This is a genomic window from Micromonospora sp. ANENR4 (genome assembly GCF_015354395.1).
Taxonomy (GTDB): Bacteria; Actinomycetota; Actinomycetes; order Mycobacteriales; family Micromonosporaceae; genus Micromonospora; species Micromonospora aurantiaca.
In genome coordinates this window covers 1-17,620 of sequence record NZ_JADKYQ010000030.1, presented here as the reverse complement: position 1 = coordinate 17,620, position 17,620 = coordinate 1, and the positions used below count along the sequence as shown (strand labels likewise).

Here is a 17,620-nt window from a genome sequence, read left to right as displayed (position 1 = left end):
AAGTGACCTGACGTAGCGACGAGTGTGATCAAGTGCCGTACCGCGTGGTCAGACGCATCGGTCATGCTGTCGTGCATGATCGAGTCGGACCACGCGGTACGGCGTTCGCTGACGATCCGCTGACTTTCGGATAAGGCGCTGCTTGCGTAGGTCACCAGCCGGTCCTGCCACTATGAACCGGTGGACCCTGCAAGCCTCGGCCCGTACGCCCACCTTTGGGATGGCAGCGACCCGGACTGGATCATCCTGTCAACCGACGCCGACGACGATGCCGGCTCGCCCTACAACCGCCGGACCGGAATGGTCGAACTGATCTGCGACGACCTCCTGGCCGCCGCTGGGCTGCGGACCATGCGCAGTCACGGCGTTCCCACAGTGCAACTTGACTCACTTGGTGATCAGGCCGCAGGGAAACAGTCCCTGTGAGCTGTCGGCTCTTCGCCCACCGCACCATCAGTTTGGAAGATCGTTTTCGGCTGACCTGATCTGTCCGGAACGCCTGGCCAGCGGCGGTGTCGTAGTGCCCGATCATGACCGCTGCTGACCGCTTGGGACACCGGCTACTGGCACGTGGCTGGCACGGCTGCGCGGTGGCGCGCGGCTGCCCGGCGGCGCGGCTTACCGCCCCCGGCCGTTCGGGCCGGGGGCGGCTTGCCGTGTCGCCGGCTCTCCACGCGCCTGGACCCCGTTACCCAGTGGCAAGCCGCGGAGCGGCGCGGCAGCCGATCGCCCCGACCTCGGCGCCAGCCAACCGCCCACGCGATCGGTACGGCGTCACGGCGTTCCGCGGGTGACGCTTCACGCCACGTACCCTGCATCCCGTGGTCAGTCAGGTGTTCGTCGATGACATCGGCATCAACCTGGTGTACACCGCCGGCACGGTGCTATATCGATGGCCCGAGATAGCCAACGTCTCCGTCCAAGCCTGGCTGCTGCCACCAGAGAATCAGCGGTTCGTGGAACTCGACATCACCCACGTCTGCGGAGAGTTCGTCACAACCAACGAGCGGTTTGAGGGCTTCTACGAGGCTGTGGCCGCTGTCGCGGCACAAGCTGGTGCCCCGCTCCCCGACCTGTCGACCCTGGATCCCTCGGACGGCGTCGTTCAGGTCTATCCCTGAGGCAGGGCATGGGCCCACCGCGTCGGCCGATGCCGGCCGGAGGCCGCCAGCAGGCCGAGCGCGGGGGGCCCGCGCCGCGCTCGCGCGGCGCCTTGATCCTGAAGAGAGTGTTTCGGCAACGTCGGGCGTAGACCCTGCCAGGTTCTGCGAATCAAGAGTTGGTCCCCGCGCAGTCACACCGCTTGGCCCTCGTGCTCGACGTGCTGTCGGCGTTCGACCGCCCGCTTCTGCTCACCGGTTTAGCTGATTCGCTTGGCTGCTCGGCAGAACCCTGACGCCTCGATTACAAGCTTTGTGCATCGCGTCCGCACACGTCCGGGACCGGCTACACGCTCGGTGTCTCGTCCATGCCAGCGCTCGTCAGTGTGCTGCTATCCGGCGCGGTTGCTGTCAGGGTTGCTGTCGACAGCTCGTCCGCCAGCGACCCAAGGCGACCCCCGCTGGGGGATGCGGCCTCAACGTGTCGGCTGCTGCCAGATGGTGCCGCCAGCGTCGATGAGCAGGTGCCGGACGTCGACGGCTGACGTTCTGGTCCGGCCCGCATCAGAGCTCGCGCTACCTTCTGCTGCCTCGCTGCCTGGCCCCTCGCTTATTAGTTTCTTTGCAGGTCGCCTGGCGTAGTCTGTCCGCATTCGCGCGGATTCGGGCGATCGTCCGCACACGCCCGCCGGCGGTGTCCTCGTCTAGGCCCTTGCTGTCACCGTGGCGGACCCGGGGGCGGTACTCCCGCCGGCTCGCATGTAGTGCGATACCTTCTGTGACCACGATGGACGCGGACTCGGCTATGTGCCGGTGCTCCGGCTCCCCGAAGAGACCTGCTTCCGAGCAGCCCACCCACCGTACGCAATCTCGCCCTGATCGGGCAGGATGAGGCCACAGAGTCGCGGGACGAACGGACGAAGCATGGCTAAGCACAGCGGCGGGCTGGAGCTCACCTGGAGCAACAAGGACAAGGCGCTTCTTTCCATAGGTGACGGCAAGTACGACTACACATTCGTCGAGCGATCTGATTACCGCGTGTCTGAGGTACGCCTCCTGCACAGGGTTGAACGAATCGAGGCCCCCGCGCCGCAAGAGCGTCCCGATCACCTTCCGGTCCCCACGACCGCAAACCTGCTCATCACAGGCGACGCAATGCACGTGCTTGACGCGCTCACGAAGAACCCAGAGTATGCGGACGAGTATTTGGGAAAGGTGAAGCTCGTTTACATCGACCCACCTTTCAATACCGGCAAGGTCTTCGATAAGTACGAGGACAATATCTCGCACTCGATCTGGCTTACTCTGCTCCGCGACCGCCTGCGCCAGATCAAGCCATTGCTAGCTGACGACGGATCCGTTTGGGTGCACCTCGACAACTCTGAGGTCCATCGATGCCGGGCGGTGATGGACGAGGAGTTGGGCGCGGAAAACTTTGTGGACACCATCATCTGGGGCAAGGCTGACACAAGTCGCAACGACGCCAACCAGTTCTCTACGGACCAGGACTATCTTCTCGTTTACTCCAAGCGCGAAGGTTGGCGCCCGAATAGGTTGCCACGCAGCGCGGCCCAGGATGCCATCTACAGTTCGCCCGACGGGGACCCGCACCCGTGGCTGGCCAAACCTGGCCATGCTCCGGGCGCAAAGACCCACCCCGGAATGGTCTACGCCATTCAGTCGCCGTTCACCGGGAAACTGTTGTATCCGCCCGCAGGCGGGTGCTGGCGCCTCGGCGAGGATCGCATGTACAAGGCGTTGAACCAGTGGGCGCCGTACAAGCGAGTGCTTCTTGATGACGCCGACGTCCGCGCAGCAATCTGCGATCTCCCGGCTGATGAAATCCGCGAGGTAGAGGCGATGTTGCTAGACGTTGACCTCGACGTGGCACGCGGCCTCGCCGAGCGGAGACAGGCTGGGGTACTGCCAGAGGTCTACTTCATCAACGATGGCTCTCTTGTCCAGGTCAAGGGATACAAGCCCGAGGGGGTGGTGCCCCGGACAATCTGGCCATTCCAGGCCGTCGGTTCGAACCGAAATTCAAAGGCCGAAATAAAGGCGCTATTTCCCAAGATTAACCCCTTCTCCACCCCCAAGCCTGAGCGACTGCTGCAACGAATCATCCAACTCTCGACGAACCCCGGCGACATCGTGCTGGATTGCTTCGCTGGCTCCGGCTCTACTGCCGCTGTGGCTCACAAGATGGGCCGGCGATGGGTGACCAGCGAACTGCTATCGGAGAATGTAGAGACGTTCATAAAGCCCCGCCTCATGAAGGTCGTGAATGGCCGCGACCTCGGTGGCGTGAGCACAGCCAAGGAACGCGTCGCGGCCGATGGGGTTGTCCTCCCAAGTGGAGTCTCTCCTGAGGCTGCTCAAGCCTTCCAGAAAACCTTAAGGAAGATCTTGCGGGGGGCAGATGAGCCTATGGAGGAGGCCGACCATGAGGACGATGGGGCCTCGGAAGCCAGCATTGGTGGTGACCCGCCTCTTGATCCCCCGCCTGCGCTGACGGTTGCGCTCGACAAGGAACTCGCGAAGGTGGTTCGTGCCACCACTAGGGCAGGGAATAGTCCGCTCGACCCCGAGGAGGTCAAGGCCCTCCTGGCCCTGGTTCGCAAGCTCGGCTCGACAGGGGACGTAACGCTCGACATCACAAAGTCGGTGAAGTCTGCGTTGCTGAACCGCACTAAGACCGTCGACGCGAAGACAACCCTGTGGCACGGCGGTGGCGGCTTCACCCATCTGGTGGTGGGCCCGTCAATGTTCACAGAGGTGGCAGGAGTGATCCTCCTAGCCGAGTGGGCTACCCACGGCGACCTCGCTAAGGCCATGTGCGCACAACTCGGCGTTCAGTACCTTCCCGACGGCATCTTCGCTGCCATGCGCGGCAAGGTCCGCTATGTGATCCTTGACGGCCTCGTCGGAGAATCCACGGTTGCGGCGATTGTCGACCAACTTCCAGAGGGCCAGATTGTCGAGGTATGGGCAACCCAGATCGACCCGGACGCTGGAGAAGCCCTCCGGAAGACACGCAAGGGGTCCCGACTAACCCGAATTCCGGATGCCGTACTGGACACGTATCGGCGTAGGGCTGTTCAGGAGTCGCCATTTCAGCGGCGGATCGGCGAGGATGGGAGAGGGGCATGACTGACGTCCAGATCGACGAGGACCTGCTAGCTGACATCGAGCACCGTCTCGAATTGCGGCGACCGAACCGCGACGCGGTGGAGAGTGTCGCTGCCATGAGCTCGATGCATTTCGACGTTGACGGAGGCGGAGCTCCCTTCGAGTGCATCGTGGACTCAGCTACTGGCGTGGGCAAGACGTATGTCATCGCCGGCCTGATCGAGTATTTCGCTAGGCTTGAAACGCCCGGCCGCAACTTCCTGCTACTCGCTCCTGGGCGGACGATTCGAGACAAGAGCGTCAAGAACTTTACGCCTGGTCATCGCAAGTCGCTGAGCGGCCGCATGAAGTGCGACCCTTTCGTGATCACTGCGGACAACTTCAACAGCCCGGCCACTAGGTCGGTGATGGCCGACGAAAGCCGAGTAAAGCTCTTCATATTCACGGTGCAAGCCCTGACGACGCGGACCGGCGAAGGTCGCGCCACGCACGAGTACCAGGAATGGCTGCATGGATCTCTGCAATCCTGGCTGGCCGGCCTCGATGACCTCGTCATCCTCGCAGACGAGCACCACTGCTATCGAGGCAAGGCGTTTTCGAAGACGATAGCCGATCTGAATCCTCAGGTCGTTATCGGTCTGACCGCGACTCCAGCCGCGAGAGACGAGGATCTTGTTGTCTACCGCTATCCGTTGGCTACGGCAATAAAAGACCAGCTGGTGAAGACCCCCGTCTTGGTTGCTCGTAGGGACGACCGGACCGACGACCACACGAAACTCCTCGACGGCGTTACGTTGCTTCGCTACAAGGAACGCCTTGCGCACGCGTACTGCGAGGACAATGATCTACCGCTGGTCCACCCGGTGATGCTGGTGATCGCCCAGGACACTGCTGAGGCAGATCGTTATCAAGAAATGCTAGACAGTGCGTCGTTTGACGGGGGTGCCTGGGTTGGTCGCACTCTACTCATTCACTCGAACATGACGGGGGACGAGAAGGAGGAGGCCCTCGCTGCGCTCGACGCAGTCGAGGACCCTAGCTCGCCAGTTCGCATCATCATTAGCGTTGGCATGCTAAAGGAGGGCTGGGACGTTAAGAACGTCTACGTCATCGCCTCTATGCGTGCGAGTGTTTCGACAGTACTCACCGAGCAGACTCTCGGCCGCGGCATGCGCTTGCCGTTCGGCGAGTACACAGGGATCGAGTTGCTCGACACTGTCGAGGTCCTGGCCCACGAGCGCTACGAGGCCCTGCTCGCCAAGCGAGAGGTCCTCAACGAGAAGTTTATTGACCATGCGGTGCTGACTGAGGTTCGCCGCACTGCTGCTGGGCGCTTGGTGGCCCGGAAGAAGGTAGTGGGCGAGGACGCCCTACCGATCCTGGGAGAAAGTGGTCTATCGGCTGAGGGTCGGGAGAAGAAGGCTACCGACCCAGAAAAGCCGAGAGGCGGCATTGCAGACTTTGAGGAGACGCTGAAGAAGGCTAAGGAGGCCGCAGACGAGACGGAGTCCCAGCCTCGAGAGCACTACCCACTTCCCGGCCGCGAGGACATCGAAATCCCCTACACCGCGAAGGTGCCGTCGAAATCCATCGTCTCGCTCAACCAGGTCCACAACGAGGAACCCTTCCGAGCGCTTGGAAAGGCACTGGCCACTGAGGCCGACACCTATCTCAAACGAACCATGCTAAAGCCAGATGCGAGCGGCAAAATCCGGGGCGTCCGTGCCGAGGAAATGATCGAGGCGCTCGCCGTTGATATCCCGATTGACGACTCTCGCGCTTCCTTGATAAGAACAGTCATGCGCGTTCCGAGAGTCCGGCCGGAGGCCGGCGAAGTCCGCGCTGCCGAGCGTCTAGTTGACCTCGTGATCGAGGGCATGGGGAAGGATGCCGAAAAGCACCTCTCTGCGTTCTCGGAGCGGGCTTCCCGCCGAGTGGCCGCGTTGGTTGACGAGCAGTTGAGGATTGTGTCGAGCCAGGATGTTGTCTTCTCCAACGAGGTGCGATTCGCGCCCCTAGGGAAAGTGCGGAAGGCCAGTAAGGAGCATTTGTCCGACCACACCGAACCCTTCTCCAGGTCGGTCGCCTACGACGGCTGGCGGAGCTGCCTCTACGAGTACGCCTGGTTCGACACCTCGCCTGAGTACAAGGTTGCCCAAGCGCTCGACAATGCCAAGCAGGTCATCGTATGGGCCCGTTTGCATATCAACGATCTGCCAATCACGTGGACCGAGGAAGGTCGCCAGTACAACCCGGATCTGGTTGCAATCGAAGTGACCGAAGGAAAGAAGAGCTGTTGGCTCATCGAAACCAAGATGAACAAGGAGATGAGGGCCGAGGACGTCCAAGCAAAGATGAAGGCCGCAAAGACATGGGCGAACACGGTTAACAATTCCGGGAAGGTCGATGGCCGGTGGAATTATCTCCTGCTAAGCGAAAATGACGTTGATGATGCGGGAGGCGACTGGGAGCAGATGAAGGCCTTTGGTGCGGGGCGGTGAGCGACCGTCCAGTTTCTTGCTGGTGGTGCTACTTCCTGGGAGGTTCCATAGGTACGAGCCGGAGGCTTTAGTCAATCTCGTGTTGACAGCCAGTCCTACCGGCGCGTCTCGGCCGACGCGACGAGGCCGTGGTGGGGATGCGGCGCGCATACTCCGGGCAGGCCCCTGGCCTGCCGGCGACTGCCGGCCCAAGGGGGCCCAGAGGCTCCGGGGTCAAGGGCGGCCCGTAGGGCCGTCGCGTAACGACGCGAAGCGCCCTTGACGTTGGAAGGGCGGCTCCGCACACTCCGCACCGCATCCCCACCACGGCCGGCGATGACTCGCTTACGGCGCGGCGCTGCAACGGGCGCCGCGCCCCGGCCGGCTGCCGGCCTACCACTTCACCGGTCAATGGTCTGTCGTTCTGTGGCGGCCCTCCGGGCTTCCCCGCTTTCCGCGCCAGCCGCCGGACGTCAGGCGTGACGGCCGCAGAGCGACAGCGGCAGCGGCCGGCGCGCGCCCAGGCGGCAGCGCGTGCGGCCCGTTGCGGGCCACCTGGAACCCGTGTCGAAAATCTGGGCTAGAGGACGTCGCCGTGCTCCGCGTAAGCAGCGTTGCCACTGCTACGAGCTGCGATCGCTGTGCGGAGTCTCCGAGTCAGTCGAGGCGGTCCGTGATGCTCCAGATCGTCTGCTGCCACGTAGCGCCATTCGGTGAGTTCCCCGTCCGCGAAGCGGATGGCCTGTTCCTGCTCTGTAGTAAGAGCCCCGGCGTCGAAGACGAAGAGCAGCTTGTCTCCCTCGTGTTCGGCTGGCGCCCAGTCGACGACGAGCAAGGGGCCAACGGCGGTGGTGAGGCCGAGTTCTTCCTCGATCTCGCGAATGCACGCCGCACGCGGTGACTCGCCGGGTTCGACGTATCCGCCGGGGATGTCCCAGTGGCTCTTGTAGCTGGGGCGTACGAGGAGCACGCGGCCTTCGTCGTCGAAGAAGAGGGCGCCTGCGGCGACGCGTGGGGTTGCCATGGGTGGCATCTCGTTGGCCGTCACCAGAGCAGCGTAGATGGGCTGGGTTCAGTCGAGCGCCTTGAGCCGCCGGGCCAGTCCGACCAGTTCGGCGGAGGGCTTGCCGCGCTGCCGGCGTACCCAGGTCAGGGCGAGTTGTCGGCTGAGGAAGTGGTGGCGGACCTGCTCGGGTGCCATCTGCTCGGCGTCGAGCAGGACGGCCTGGGCGTCGTCAACGCGGTTCCACGAGCTGTAGGCGCGGGCGACTTCGAGGGCGTGCCGTACGCGACGCTCCATCGGAAGGCCGGCGGTGTCGACGCGCGGGCCGAGGTCGATGGCAACTTGTAGGTCGCCCAGCTCTGCGGCGGTGGCGACGCGGTGGATGGCGACGTTGGTCGGGCCGAACGCGGTCCAGAGGTGGTTGGCGTCGGCTCCGAGCTGGCCGGCGGCCTGGTCTGCGGCGGCGAGGAAGATGCGGGTAGTGGCGGCGTCGTTGGAGCGGGCGGCGGCTATGGAGCCGGACAGGAACAGGGTGCCGTAGACGGAGAGCAGCGCTGGCGTGGCGTACTTGAGGTGGGGCTCAAGGTAACCGGCGGCGTCCTCTGTGAGGCGTACGGCTTCAGCGTAGCGGCCGGTGGCGTGCAGAGCATGGCCGACGGAGCGGAACAGGGAGCCGGTGACGAGCGGGTCGCCAGTGGGGCGGACGGCGGCCAAGCCGCGGTCGGCGGCGATCCAGGCGAGGTCGCTCTCCCCAAGCTTGGTGAGCTGGGTGGCGGCAAGCTGGTACGCGAGGCCGAGTAGCCGGCGGGCCTGGTCCTGGTCCTCGCCGTCGTGGTGGTCGGCGGCGGCCTGGGCTCGGTGGAGGAGGTCGGGTAGGCGGCCGGTGACGTACCCGAACCGAGAGTCCTGATAGGCATCCCAAAGAGCGCCGACCTCCTTCCTGAGCACAGCGATGCCCGGCGGCTCTGCATCCGTGCCGCCGCCGAACGGACCGAGGGCGCGGTAGTTCATCAGGGCGGCGCGCAGCGTGGGGACGGTTTCGGTGCCGCTGTCGCCGGTCCAATCGAGCAGTGAGGGTTCGCCGAGCAGGTCGCCGAGGGAGACGTCCAGGACTTCGGCGAGGGACTTGATGACGGAGAGCCGGTCCAGCTCGATCCGGTTGTTCTCGATCTTGCCCAGCCAGTCGGCGGTACGGCCGATGAGTCCGGCTAGGACTTCCTGGGACAGGCCGCGTCGTCTGCGGTACCAGGCGACGCGTTCGCCGATGGTCAGGGTGTTGGTTGTCCCGCGCACCGGTTCACTGTCTCCCCTCGGTCGGCTGCGACCCCGGAAGGATTTTCCGGGTTGCTGGGCGGTTTGTGCCACAGCCTGTGTGCATGACGGGGCTGAACGTATCGAGTAACTGCCAATCCTGCTCGGGCGCGGGCTGGAAGTACACCCTTGCCCGCACCGCCATTCGGGGGATGGGGCGGGGGTCGGAGCGGACTCGTTCGCTTGCTCGGCGGTCCTGTCTGGACTGCGCGGGTTCCGGTCGCGCGGCGACCTGCTGAGGCTGGCCCGGGGTGGGTGCTGGCGTGGGACCGCGACCCGAACGACGGCCCGTGAATGGCCCGCCCACCCCGGCGCCCCGCAAGCCGGCACCGCCCCGGCCGGGCGTGCCGGCGCCGGGTGACCTGGTGCTGATCGACGGTCGGGCGTCGGTGCAGTTCGGTGGCGATCGCGCGCTGTGGCTGCGGGTTACCTCGGTCTGCGACAAGCCGACCTACTACGGCTGGGTGTGGCTCACCGGCTACGCCATCGACCTGGCCACCGGTAAGGCGCTGGCGCGGCGTGAGGTCTTCGCGCAGATCGCCGGCCTTCAAATCCAGCGACGTACTACCAACAACGCGCCGCCTCGCAACGTGGCGCCGGTGATGAGGAGGCGCGGTGTTTGACGTTCGGGTACGGCTCGGCGCGGTGCTGACGATCGATGCAGCAGATCGTCTCCTGCCGTCGGACGGGCCGGTGACGTTGTGGGTGACCGGGGTTCGGCTGGTGGTCAACCGTCCGCCGCAGGATGAGTGGATCTGGGTCGAGGGATTCAGGCTCGGTCGGTCCGGCCGGCATGGTCGGCAGGCGCAGATCCTGGTGCGCGCGAGCAAGCTCCCGCCGGATGGGGCGGCCCGGTGAGCACCTACCTGTCCAGTGCGGTGCGCGACCAACTCCGGGCGGCACAGTCGCAGCTTGACCAGCACACGCCGTCGAGCGCGGACGGGCGCTGCGCCACCTGCGGCGAGGAGGGGCCGTGCCCGCAGCGTCAGGCGGCGTTGCGGGTGTTCGGCCGGTACGGGTGCCTGCCGCGTCGGTGGCCGGGTGCGACTCGTCCAGAGTCGGTGGGAGCACCGTCGTCATGGTCGGGATGGTTGGCCGCAGCGGTGGAGCATGTGACATCGAACGGCTGACCTTGCTTGTCCTGTCATGCAAACAACTCATAAGCTGCTGAGATTCATGCAGCGTTCCTAGGTGGGGTGGCCCGCGATGGCGTACGAGATTCCGACGCCGAAGTACCTGCGCGTGTTGAACACGCTGCGGAAGCGCATCGAGGACGGCGACTACGCCCCCGGTGCGGCACTGCCGTCGGAAAACCAGCTCTGTACGGAGTTCGGGGTGTCCCGCCCGACGGTGCTCAAGGCGCTCGGCATCCTCAAGCAGGACGGCTGGATCGAGTCGCAGCAGGGCAAGGGCAGCTTCGTACGCGGTCGACCCGCCTCCGGACGCACCTCGCCTGAGTACGCCCGCGACGCGGTCGACCTGGACGAGACCGGGGAGACGGAGCTCCTGCATGTCGGCCCGGTGCTCGCCTCACCGCGGATCGCGGCGGAGTTGAAGATCCCGGAGGGCACGCCTGTCTACGAGCGGCGCCGCCGGACCGTCTCGGAGGCGGGGCCGGTGGACCTGGTCGCCACGTTCGTGCCGGTGGACATCGCGGTCGGTACCGACATCACCAGGCCGGACCCGATCCCGGGCGGGCTGCTCGACCACATCGCCCGCCACAAGGGCCTACGACCCGACTACGCCACCGAGCGGATGACCGCCCGCCGGGTTAGCGACGTCGAGGCTGAGGCCCTGGAGGTGCCGGCCGACGAGTCGGTGATGAGCGTCGTCATCACCGTGCATCAGGCATCCGGCGATCCGATCATGACGTCGGTGCTGGTGATGCCTGGCAGCCGCCACGAGATCGAGGACACCTACGCTCTGTCCTGATTCGTCTGCGTCAACCTCGCTGGCGGGCTCAGCGGCACATCTCGCCGGCAGTCCGCGTAACTCGCCCGTCTCCCCGATCGACGCACAGCTCGCTTGTCGTGCGGTCGATCCAGTAGGTCTGCCCGCGTTCGATGAGCACGGGCGGGTCCAGGTGGAACCATCGGCCGACAGTGTCCACCAGCGTCAGGCGCTCGGCTGTTTCCCGCTGCGGCATCACGTCCTCCTCCGCGCCGGTCCTGGCGACCAGGGGCGGCTCTCCACATTGTGCAATCGGTTCGCCTTCGACCTTGCTTGTACTTACAAGCTGGCGTAGCTTGTAAGCTCAACCGGTTGTCAGATGGACGACTGGTGAGGTTAGGAGGCTATCCACGTGGTTCCGATGACGTTGAAGGTGCCCGTCCCGTCCGCGTACGTGTTCCCCGCCGGGGCGCTCTGCCTGGGTGTGTCGCCGCAGATCGACTTTGAGCGCCGTGGTGAGGCGGACAACCAGGCGCGGGACAAGGAGACCGGGGAGCGGGTCTGGGTGGTGCGGGTGATGGACCTGGACCCGGAGGCCGGGAAGTTCGGTCGGTCGACCGAGGTGAAGGTCAAGGTGGTCGCCGCGCAGCAGCCGGTGCCGCCCCCGTCGACGGTGCCGGGGTACCCGCCAGCGGTGGAGTTCGAGGGCCTGACCCTCACTCCGTACGTGGATTCGCAGCGCTGCAAGCCGGGCCGCTCGTCGGGTGACTGCCGCTCCCGGATGGCGTACTCGCTGCGCGCCACCGCGATCCGGCCGGCGTCGAGCATGCCGGGTTCGGTGGCGGCCTGACTGGTCGTTGTTTGGCGCGCGGGGCGGGTCGTTTCCCCGCCAAGAGTCCCGGCCCGTCCCGCGCTCTCCCCATCCCTCACGTGTGAAGGAGGGCGTGATGCCCACCGTAGTTCCCCCTGCCCTGAACTGCTCTGAGGGCCGCTGCTCGTCGGTGTGGTGGTCCTGATGTCCCGTACCCGTCTAGTCGGCCTACGCCACGCCTACCGGGAGGCGGAGGCGGCCCTCCGGTCGGCGCTGCGGTTGCCGCCGGCCTCGGCGCGGGTGTGCGCGATCCGCTGCCCCCGCTGCGAGCAGTGGGTGAAGCCGCGCCGCTTCGACCTGCGCCGCATGTCCTGCCGCTCCTGCATTTCGACCCTGGCCCGTCCTGGCAGGGGTGGTGACCTGTGCCTCTGATCAACATCATTCCGGGCGACAAGATCCCGGTGGCGCCGATGAACGTGCGCCTTCCGGCGTGGCGGGTGCCGGGTTGGCTGCTGGTGTTCTGGTGGCTGGCCCGGGGCCTGTTCCGCCTCACGGTGCTGGCGGTGCGGTACTGGTGGCTCACCACCCCGACCGTGGCCGCTCTGTGGGTAAGGGCCGAATATGGCGGCCGGGTCCTGGCCGGCGTCGTCCTGGCGGTCGCCGTCGGCTGTGCGGCCTGGTGGCGGTGGCACCCGTCGTCGTGGCTGCGCTTCGGCTGGTACCCGATCGTCAGCCGCGTCCGCGCCCTGGTGATCTACCGGCCCCGGTGGGCATCGGTCATGGCAACGTGCGGGCTGGCAACAGCGTTCGCCGGTGACCGCTACGTGCCGCAGCTTCTCAAGGTGCGCTGCGACCGCTACGGCGACGAACTGACCGTCCGCATGCTGCCGGGGCAGATCCCTGACGACTGGGGGCAGGCCGCGGAACGCCTCGCCTACGCCTTCCGCCTGCGCACCGGGCAAGCCCGCTCGACGGCCCGCCCGGATCGGGTGGTGATCCGATTTCTGCGCCGTGACCCCTTGGCCGGCACCGTGGCCCCGATGCCGGTGGCTCCGGTGCCGGACCTCGACGGGCTTGCCCTCGGTGTGCGCGAGGACGGGCAGCCCTACCGGCTGCGCCTGGCCGGCTCGCACGTGCTCATCGCCGGGGCCACGAACTCCGGCAAGGGCTCGGTGTTGTGGTCGCTGATCCGTTCCCTGGCCGGCGGTGTGCGGTCGGGGTTGGTGGAGCTGTGGGCATTCGACCCGAAGGGCGGGATGGAGTTGGCGGCCGGGGTGCCGCTGTTCGCCCGCTTCTCCTACGACGACCCCGACGGCATGGCCGGCGTCCTGGAAGAGGCCGTGAAACGGATGCGCCTGCGGGCGGCCCGCCTGCGCGGGATCGCCCGCCAGCACACGCCGACGCCGGATGAACCGCTGATCGTCCTGGTGGTCGACGAGCTGGCGGCGCTGACGGCGTACATCACCGATCGGAAGGTCCGCGACCGGATCAAGGAAGCCCTCGGCCTACTCCTGTCCCAGGGCCGGGCGGTCGGCGTGCACGTGGTCGCCGCACTCCAAGACCCACGCAAGGACGTACTGCCCTTCCGGGACCTGTTCCCCACCCGCATCGGACTGCGGCTGACCGAACCCGAACAGGTGGACATGGTCCTCGGCGACGCCGCCCGCGACCGCGGCGCGCTGTGCGACCGCATCCCCGAATCGGCCCCCGGCGTCGGGTTCGTCGTCCTCGACGGCGTCCGCGAACCCGTCCGCGACTACCGCCGACTCTGCGACGACACCAACAACGAGCAGGAGGTGACCAAGTGAAGACCAACGCGAACGCAGACCGGGTGGAGGGCATCGTCCTGGTGCTCATCGTCCTCACCGTGGGCGGGCTGGCCGGGGCCGCGTCGTTCACCCACGTGCACGACTGGACCATGGCCAACTCCCCGACCGGTACCGGGGACTGGTTCGGGTGGGCCAACGCCGCCATCTCCGAACTCCTGCCCCTGGCGGCGCTGCTGACCATCCGGCGGCGCCGCCGCACCGGCGGGCCGATCGGGTACCCGATGTTCCTGCTCGTCTGCGCCGTCGCCCTGTCCCTGTCGGCGCAACTCGCCGTGGCCAAACCGGGCGTGTCCGGATGGCTGCTGTCAGCCGTGCCGGCGCTGGCCTTCCTCGGCCTGTCCAAGCTCGTCTTCTCCACCACCCCCGCCCCAGCGGCGGCGTCCGTCGACAAGCCGGCAAACGCCAACGAGTGGGGCGACGTCCCGCCCGGCTACAACCCGGCCGACGACCGACCCCCCTTCGACGTCGCCGACGAGGACCAGGCGGTGCCCCTCGCCGTCGTCGACGAGGACCAGTCGGCGAACGTCGCCGTGGAGGGCACCGACGAGCAACCCCGCCCGGCGGCTCTCCGCCCGGTTCCCGTGATGCCGGTGGAGCGGCGGCCAGGACTGGTGCCCGTACCGGCGGCGGCATTCGCGCCCCGCAACGGCAGCACCTTCGGCGGGGAGCGTGACCAGTGAGCCAACTCGAACTCATCCCCACGACTCCCGTTGAGCAACCCCGCCCGGGATCGCGCGCGGACCGGATGCGCAAGCCCCTCGCCAAGGACGCGCTCAAGCAACTCGCCGAACAGAACGGCGTCTGCGTCCGCCCCCTCGCCCTGCGCCGTACCGACACCGCCACCGGCCTCACCGAGGTCGTCGAGGTGCCCTGCGGGGCGACCCTCGCGGCCAAGTGCAAGCCGTGCGCGGAGCGGGGCCGGCGGCTGCGCATCCAACAGATCCGCGAAGGCTGGCACCTCGCCGACGAACCCGCCGTCCGCCCCGACCAACCCGGGGAAGACGTCCTCGCCCTCGTGCGGGTCCGGGCACACCTGGAGTTCGAACGGAAAGCGCTGCACTACCAGCCGATGACCCCCGACGAGCGGGCCGCGCAGATCGCCGACGTAGATGCCGCCATCGCGGAGCTGGATGAAGCGCTCGCCGAAACCAGCCTGCGCGGGCACCTGACCCCGAAGGAGCGCGACGAGCGGCCCCGGCGCAAGCGCTCGACCAGGCGGCGGCAGGACTCCCCAGACCTGCCCCGGCTACCCGTCGACCCGCGCACGGTCGGCCGCGCCTACTCAGGGAAGGCCGGGAAGACGCACCGGCCGTCGATGCTCATCACGCTGACGCTCGGCTCGCACGGGCCCGTGCACGCCCACCTACGTCGCGGCGCCTACGTCGCCCCCTGCGAGTGCGGACAGCGGCACGGCCCGTATGACGACGTGCTCGGCACCCCCGTCGACCCGACCAGCTACGACTACCGGCGGGCCGCCCTGGACTCGATCCACTTCGCGCGGGTCCTCGACCGCTGGTGGCAGAACGTCCGCCGCGCCGCCGGCTGGAACGTCCAATACGCGGGCGCCGTCGAGCTGCAACGGCGACTCGCTCCGCACGCGCACTTCGCCATCCGCGGCACCCTGCCCCGGCGGCTGCTCAAGCAGATCGCGGCGGCCACCTACCACCAGGTGTGGTGGCCGCCCTTCGACGAGCTGGCCTACCCGGTCGACAAGCCCCCGGTCTGGGACGTCGACCGACAGGCATACGTCGACCCCAAGACCCGCGAGCCACTGCCCACCTGGGGCGAAGCCCTCGACGCCCTGGAGGAACCCGACAGCCGGCCCGCCTACGTCGCCCGGCTCGGCCGGATCGACGCGCGGGGCATCGAGCAGGGCACCAAGGATGCGGAACGGTCGATTCGGTACGTGACGAAGTACGTCACCAAGGACCTGACCGACCAGGCCAAGCCGCGCTCCGACGCGCAGAAGGCGCACTTCGACCGCCTACACGCGGAACTGTCGGTGCTGCCGTGCTCGCCGACGTGCGCCAACTGGCTGCTGTACGGAGTCCAGCCGGACGGGGTCAAGGCGGGCTTGGCCCCCGGCCGCTGCACCGGGAAGGTCCACCAACGCTCCACCCTCGGCTTCACCGGCCGCCGCGTCCTCGTCTCCCGCCAGTGGTCCGGCAAGACCCTCGCCGACCACCGCGCCGACAACCGGTCCTGGGTGCGCGCGATCCTCGCCGGCGGCTTGGCAGACACCCCCGAGCACGACCAGGCGGCCGACGAGGCAGACGGATCGAAGCGGTACCGGTTCGAACTCGCCCGGCCCGAAGCCCCCGACGTGCCACCCCTGGAACACCGACTCCTGCGCGCGATCTCCGCCCGCATCCGCTGGCGGGCAGACCTCGATACCGCCCGGCTACGAACAGCCGCCGCCGTTTCGGCAACCGATCAACCCGCCGCGCTCGCGGCCTGAACCTCTGGGGAGGAAATCTTGTCCATCGTCGTGCCGTTCGCGCCTCGGCAGGCCGGGCCTCGTGCTGGCAACGTCAGCCCCGGCGACTGCCCGCCGCAGCCGGTCCGGGCCGTCTACACGGTCAAGGAAGTGGCCGCGCTGCTGTCTCTGTCGGTCAGCTCGGCCTACGCCCTGGTCCGGGCCGGACAGATCCCCGCCGAGCGGTTGGGGCGGCGCTGGGTCGTGCCGCGTAGCCGCTTCCACGCCTGGCTGGACGGCACCTCCGGCGGCCTTTCGGCAACGGGTACCGACGCGCCGCGCGGGGGCTGGTAATCGTGGGCTTCGTGAGCAAGACGCCGGCCGGTACGTACCGGGCGAACTGGCGGGACTCAGCCGACCGACAGAAGGCGAAGACGTTCCGCACCAAGAAGGAGGCGAACGCGTTCTTGGCCGAGGTGGAGGGCGCGATCAACCGGGGGACGTACGTCGACCCGCACGCGGGGCGGCTGCGATTCGGGGAGTTCGTGAAGCGGTGGCTCGCCGGGCGGTCGGTGGAGGCGCGGACAGCTGAACGGACGGATTCGATGCTGCGGGCCCACCTGCTGCCGCAGTGGGCGGACTGGCCGTTGGCGAAGATCGACTACCTAGCGGTACAGGAGTGGGTGACCACCCTTGGCCGGACCCTGGCGCCGTCGACGACGGCGAAGCACCTCGGGATGCTGTCGATGATCATGCAGACGGCGATCCGGGCGCGCCTGATCGCGGTGAATCCGTGCGAGGGGGTGCGGGTGCCGCGTAACCGGGCGCGGGAGGCGCGCGCCGGCACGATCAGCCGGGAGGCGTTCTTCGGCCGGCTGCTGCCCGCCGTGCCGGCCGAACACCGGGGCATCGTCTGCGCCGCCGCCGGGGCGGGACTGCGCTGGGGTGAGTGCGCGGGCCTGCCGTGGGAGGCGGTCGACCTCGATCGGGGGTTGCTGCACGTCGCCCAGGTGGCGGTGGAGACCCACGGCGGAATCGTGCTGCGGGCGTACCCGAAGACTCGGGCCGGGGTGCGGACGGTGCCGATGCCGCCGTTCCTCGTCGACGAGCTGCGGCGGTGGCGCGGAGCCGCGGTGCCGGAGGGGCGGGCGTTGGTCTTCGCCGATCGGGACGGCGGGCCGCAGCGGCGGTCGAACTTCCGGCGGCGGGTGTGGCTGCCGTCGTTGGTGCGGGCCGGGCTGCTCGGTCGGGTGGCCGAGGTGGCGCCGGGCCGGTGGGTGGCGTCGTGGCCGGACCGGGACGGCCGGCAGGATCGGGCGGAGTTCGCCGACGAGTCGGCGGCGGTGGCGCACGTGGCGGCTTCGGCGTTCGGCGGCCTGCGGTTCCACGACCTGCGGCACTCGTACATCACGTGGCTGGTGACGGATGGGGTGCCGGTCAACGTGGTGCGGCGGGTCGTGGGGCACGAGAAGGCGTCAACGACGCTCAATCGTTATACGCACACCCCGGACGACTACGCCGACCGGGTCCGGCTGACATTCGCTGACGATTCGCTGACTTTCCGCCCGGCGCCCCGCCCGGTCGGCCTCGGAGAGGTGCCTCTACCAGGTCGGGAGCGCTTCCGGGAAAGGGACGACCCCCGTCGGGGGGA

At 67.5% G+C, this 17,620-nt stretch carries 17 protein-coding genes; 13 read left to right on the top strand and 4 right to left on the bottom strand.

The window, feature by feature from the left end; translation table 11 throughout:
- Window positions 1-180 precede the first annotated feature (180 nt).
- From IRY44_RS30210 to IRY44_RS30195, 4 genes are all read left to right on the top strand, one after another.
- The gene (locus IRY44_RS30210) at window positions 181-426 is read left to right on the top strand and encodes a hypothetical protein (protein ID WP_194803531.1); all 246 of its coding nucleotides are present in this window, start codon (window positions 181-183) and stop codon (window positions 424-426) included.
- A gap of 395 nt (window positions 427-821) precedes the next feature.
- Window positions 822-1,121, top strand: coding sequence for a PH domain-containing protein (locus tag IRY44_RS30205; RefSeq protein ID WP_194803530.1), 300 nt, complete (start codon window positions 822-824; stop codon window positions 1,119-1,121).
- A 903-nt stretch (window positions 1,122-2,024) separates the two neighbouring features.
- Window positions 2,025-4,250 (top strand): site-specific DNA-methyltransferase, encoded by a 2,226-nt coding sequence (locus IRY44_RS30200; RefSeq protein ID WP_194803529.1) that lies wholly within the window; start codon window positions 2,025-2,027, stop codon window positions 4,248-4,250.
- Window positions 4,247-6,730 (top strand): DEAD/DEAH box helicase, encoded by a 2,484-nt coding sequence (locus tag IRY44_RS30195; RefSeq protein WP_194803528.1) that lies wholly within the window; start codon window positions 4,247-4,249, stop codon window positions 6,728-6,730. Before IRY44_RS30200 ends, IRY44_RS30195 begins: the two co-directional genes overlap by 4 nt.
- A 559-nt stretch (window positions 6,731-7,289) precedes the next feature.
- Here IRY44_RS30195 and IRY44_RS30190 read toward each other — a convergent pair.
- Together IRY44_RS30190 and IRY44_RS30185 are read right to left on the bottom strand one after the other, a co-directional pair.
- Window positions 7,290-7,757: an NUDIX domain-containing protein gene (locus IRY44_RS30190; protein WP_370585046.1), complete on the bottom strand. Its 468-nt coding sequence runs from the start codon at window positions 7,755-7,757 to the stop codon at window positions 7,290-7,292.
- Between the two features lie 24 nt (window positions 7,758-7,781).
- On the bottom strand, window positions 7,782-9,005 hold the full coding sequence (locus IRY44_RS30185; RefSeq protein ID WP_194803527.1) for a helix-turn-helix transcriptional regulator: 1,224 nt from the start codon (window positions 9,003-9,005) through the stop codon (window positions 7,782-7,784).
- Between the two features lie 383 nt (window positions 9,006-9,388).
- On the opposite strand from IRY44_RS30185, the gene IRY44_RS30180 reads away from it, so the two are divergent.
- From IRY44_RS30180 to IRY44_RS30170, 3 genes are all read left to right on the top strand, one after another.
- Complete coding sequence (locus IRY44_RS30180) at window positions 9,389-9,646, top strand: hypothetical protein (RefSeq protein WP_370585045.1); 258 nt, start codon at window positions 9,389-9,391, stop codon at window positions 9,644-9,646.
- The gene (locus tag IRY44_RS30175; RefSeq protein WP_194803526.1) at window positions 9,639-9,881 is read left to right on the top strand and encodes a hypothetical protein; all 243 of its coding nucleotides are present in this window, start codon (window positions 9,639-9,641) and stop codon (window positions 9,879-9,881) included. The genes IRY44_RS30180 and IRY44_RS30175 overlap by 8 nt, the downstream gene beginning before the upstream one ends.
- Window positions 9,882-10,229: 348 nt before the next feature.
- Window positions 10,230-10,955 carry a GntR family transcriptional regulator gene (locus IRY44_RS30170; protein WP_194803525.1) on the top strand — a complete coding sequence of 242 codons (726 nt, stop codon included), beginning with the start codon at window positions 10,230-10,232 and terminating at the stop codon, window positions 10,953-10,955.
- A gap of 28 nt (window positions 10,956-10,983) precedes the next feature.
- On the opposite strand, the gene IRY44_RS30165 is transcribed toward IRY44_RS30170, so the two are convergent.
- Window positions 10,984-11,169, bottom strand: coding sequence for a hypothetical protein (locus IRY44_RS30165; protein WP_194803524.1), 186 nt, complete (start codon window positions 11,167-11,169; stop codon window positions 10,984-10,986).
- Window positions 11,170-11,334: 165 nt separating this feature from the next.
- Between IRY44_RS30165 and IRY44_RS30160 the strand changes: the two genes are divergently transcribed.
- Window positions 11,335-11,763 (top strand): hypothetical protein, encoded by a 429-nt coding sequence (locus IRY44_RS30160; RefSeq protein ID WP_194803523.1) that lies wholly within the window; start codon window positions 11,335-11,337, stop codon window positions 11,761-11,763.
- Window positions 11,764-11,963: 200 nt separating this feature from the next.
- On the opposite strand, the gene IRY44_RS31135 is transcribed toward IRY44_RS30160, so the two are convergent.
- Window positions 11,964-12,092, bottom strand: coding sequence for a hypothetical protein (locus IRY44_RS31135; protein ID WP_255533248.1), 129 nt, complete (start codon window positions 12,090-12,092; stop codon window positions 11,964-11,966).
- Window positions 12,093-12,146: 54 nt separating this feature from the next.
- Here IRY44_RS31135 and IRY44_RS30155 point away from each other — a divergent pair, with 54 nt between their 5' ends.
- The 5 genes from IRY44_RS30155 to IRY44_RS30965 all read left to right on the top strand — a co-directional run.
- Window positions 12,147-13,532, top strand: coding sequence for an FtsK/SpoIIIE domain-containing protein (locus tag IRY44_RS30155; protein ID WP_194803522.1), 1,386 nt, complete (start codon window positions 12,147-12,149; stop codon window positions 13,530-13,532).
- Window positions 13,529-14,233, top strand: coding sequence for a DUF2637 domain-containing protein (locus tag IRY44_RS30150; protein ID WP_370585044.1), 705 nt, complete (start codon window positions 13,529-13,531; stop codon window positions 14,231-14,233). Before IRY44_RS30155 ends, IRY44_RS30150 begins: the two co-directional genes overlap by 4 nt.
- A gap of 65 nt (window positions 14,234-14,298) precedes the next feature.
- Window positions 14,299-16,011, top strand: a complete 1,713-nt coding sequence (locus IRY44_RS30145) for a replication initiator (RefSeq protein WP_228533104.1) — start codon at window positions 14,299-14,301, stop codon at window positions 16,009-16,011.
- Between the two features lie 18 nt (window positions 16,012-16,029).
- Window positions 16,030-16,323, top strand: a complete 294-nt coding sequence (locus IRY44_RS30140; RefSeq protein ID WP_228533103.1) for a helix-turn-helix domain-containing protein — start codon at window positions 16,030-16,032, stop codon at window positions 16,321-16,323.
- A gap of 11 nt (window positions 16,324-16,334) precedes the next feature.
- Window positions 16,335-17,620: tyrosine-type recombinase/integrase (locus IRY44_RS30965; RefSeq protein ID WP_370585043.1), on the top strand; the 1,286-nt coding region annotated here is incomplete at its 3' end.

Bases quoted from the DNA above. Each gene is read 5' to 3' on its own strand.
- IRY44_RS30145 (WP_228533104.1), top strand. From the start codon at position 14,299: ATGCGCAAGCCCCTCGCCAAGGACGCGCTCAAGCAACTCGCCGAACAG.
- IRY44_RS31135 (WP_255533248.1), bottom strand. From the start codon at position 12,092: ATGCGGCGCAGGTCGAAGCGGCGCGGCTTCACCCACTGCTCGCAGCGG.
- IRY44_RS30200 (WP_194803529.1), top strand. From the start codon at position 2,025: ATGGCTAAGCACAGCGGCGGGCTGGAGCTCACCTGGAGCAACAAGGAC.
- IRY44_RS30160 (WP_194803523.1), top strand. From the start codon at position 11,335: ATGACGTTGAAGGTGCCCGTCCCGTCCGCGTACGTGTTCCCCGCCGGG.
- IRY44_RS30170 (WP_194803525.1), top strand. From the start codon at position 10,230: ATGGCGTACGAGATTCCGACGCCGAAGTACCTGCGCGTGTTGAACACG.
- IRY44_RS30195 (WP_194803528.1), top strand. From the start codon at position 4,247: ATGACTGACGTCCAGATCGACGAGGACCTGCTAGCTGACATCGAGCAC.
- IRY44_RS30165 (WP_194803524.1), bottom strand. From the start codon at position 11,169: ATGCCGCAGCGGGAAACAGCCGAGCGCCTGACGCTGGTGGACACTGTC.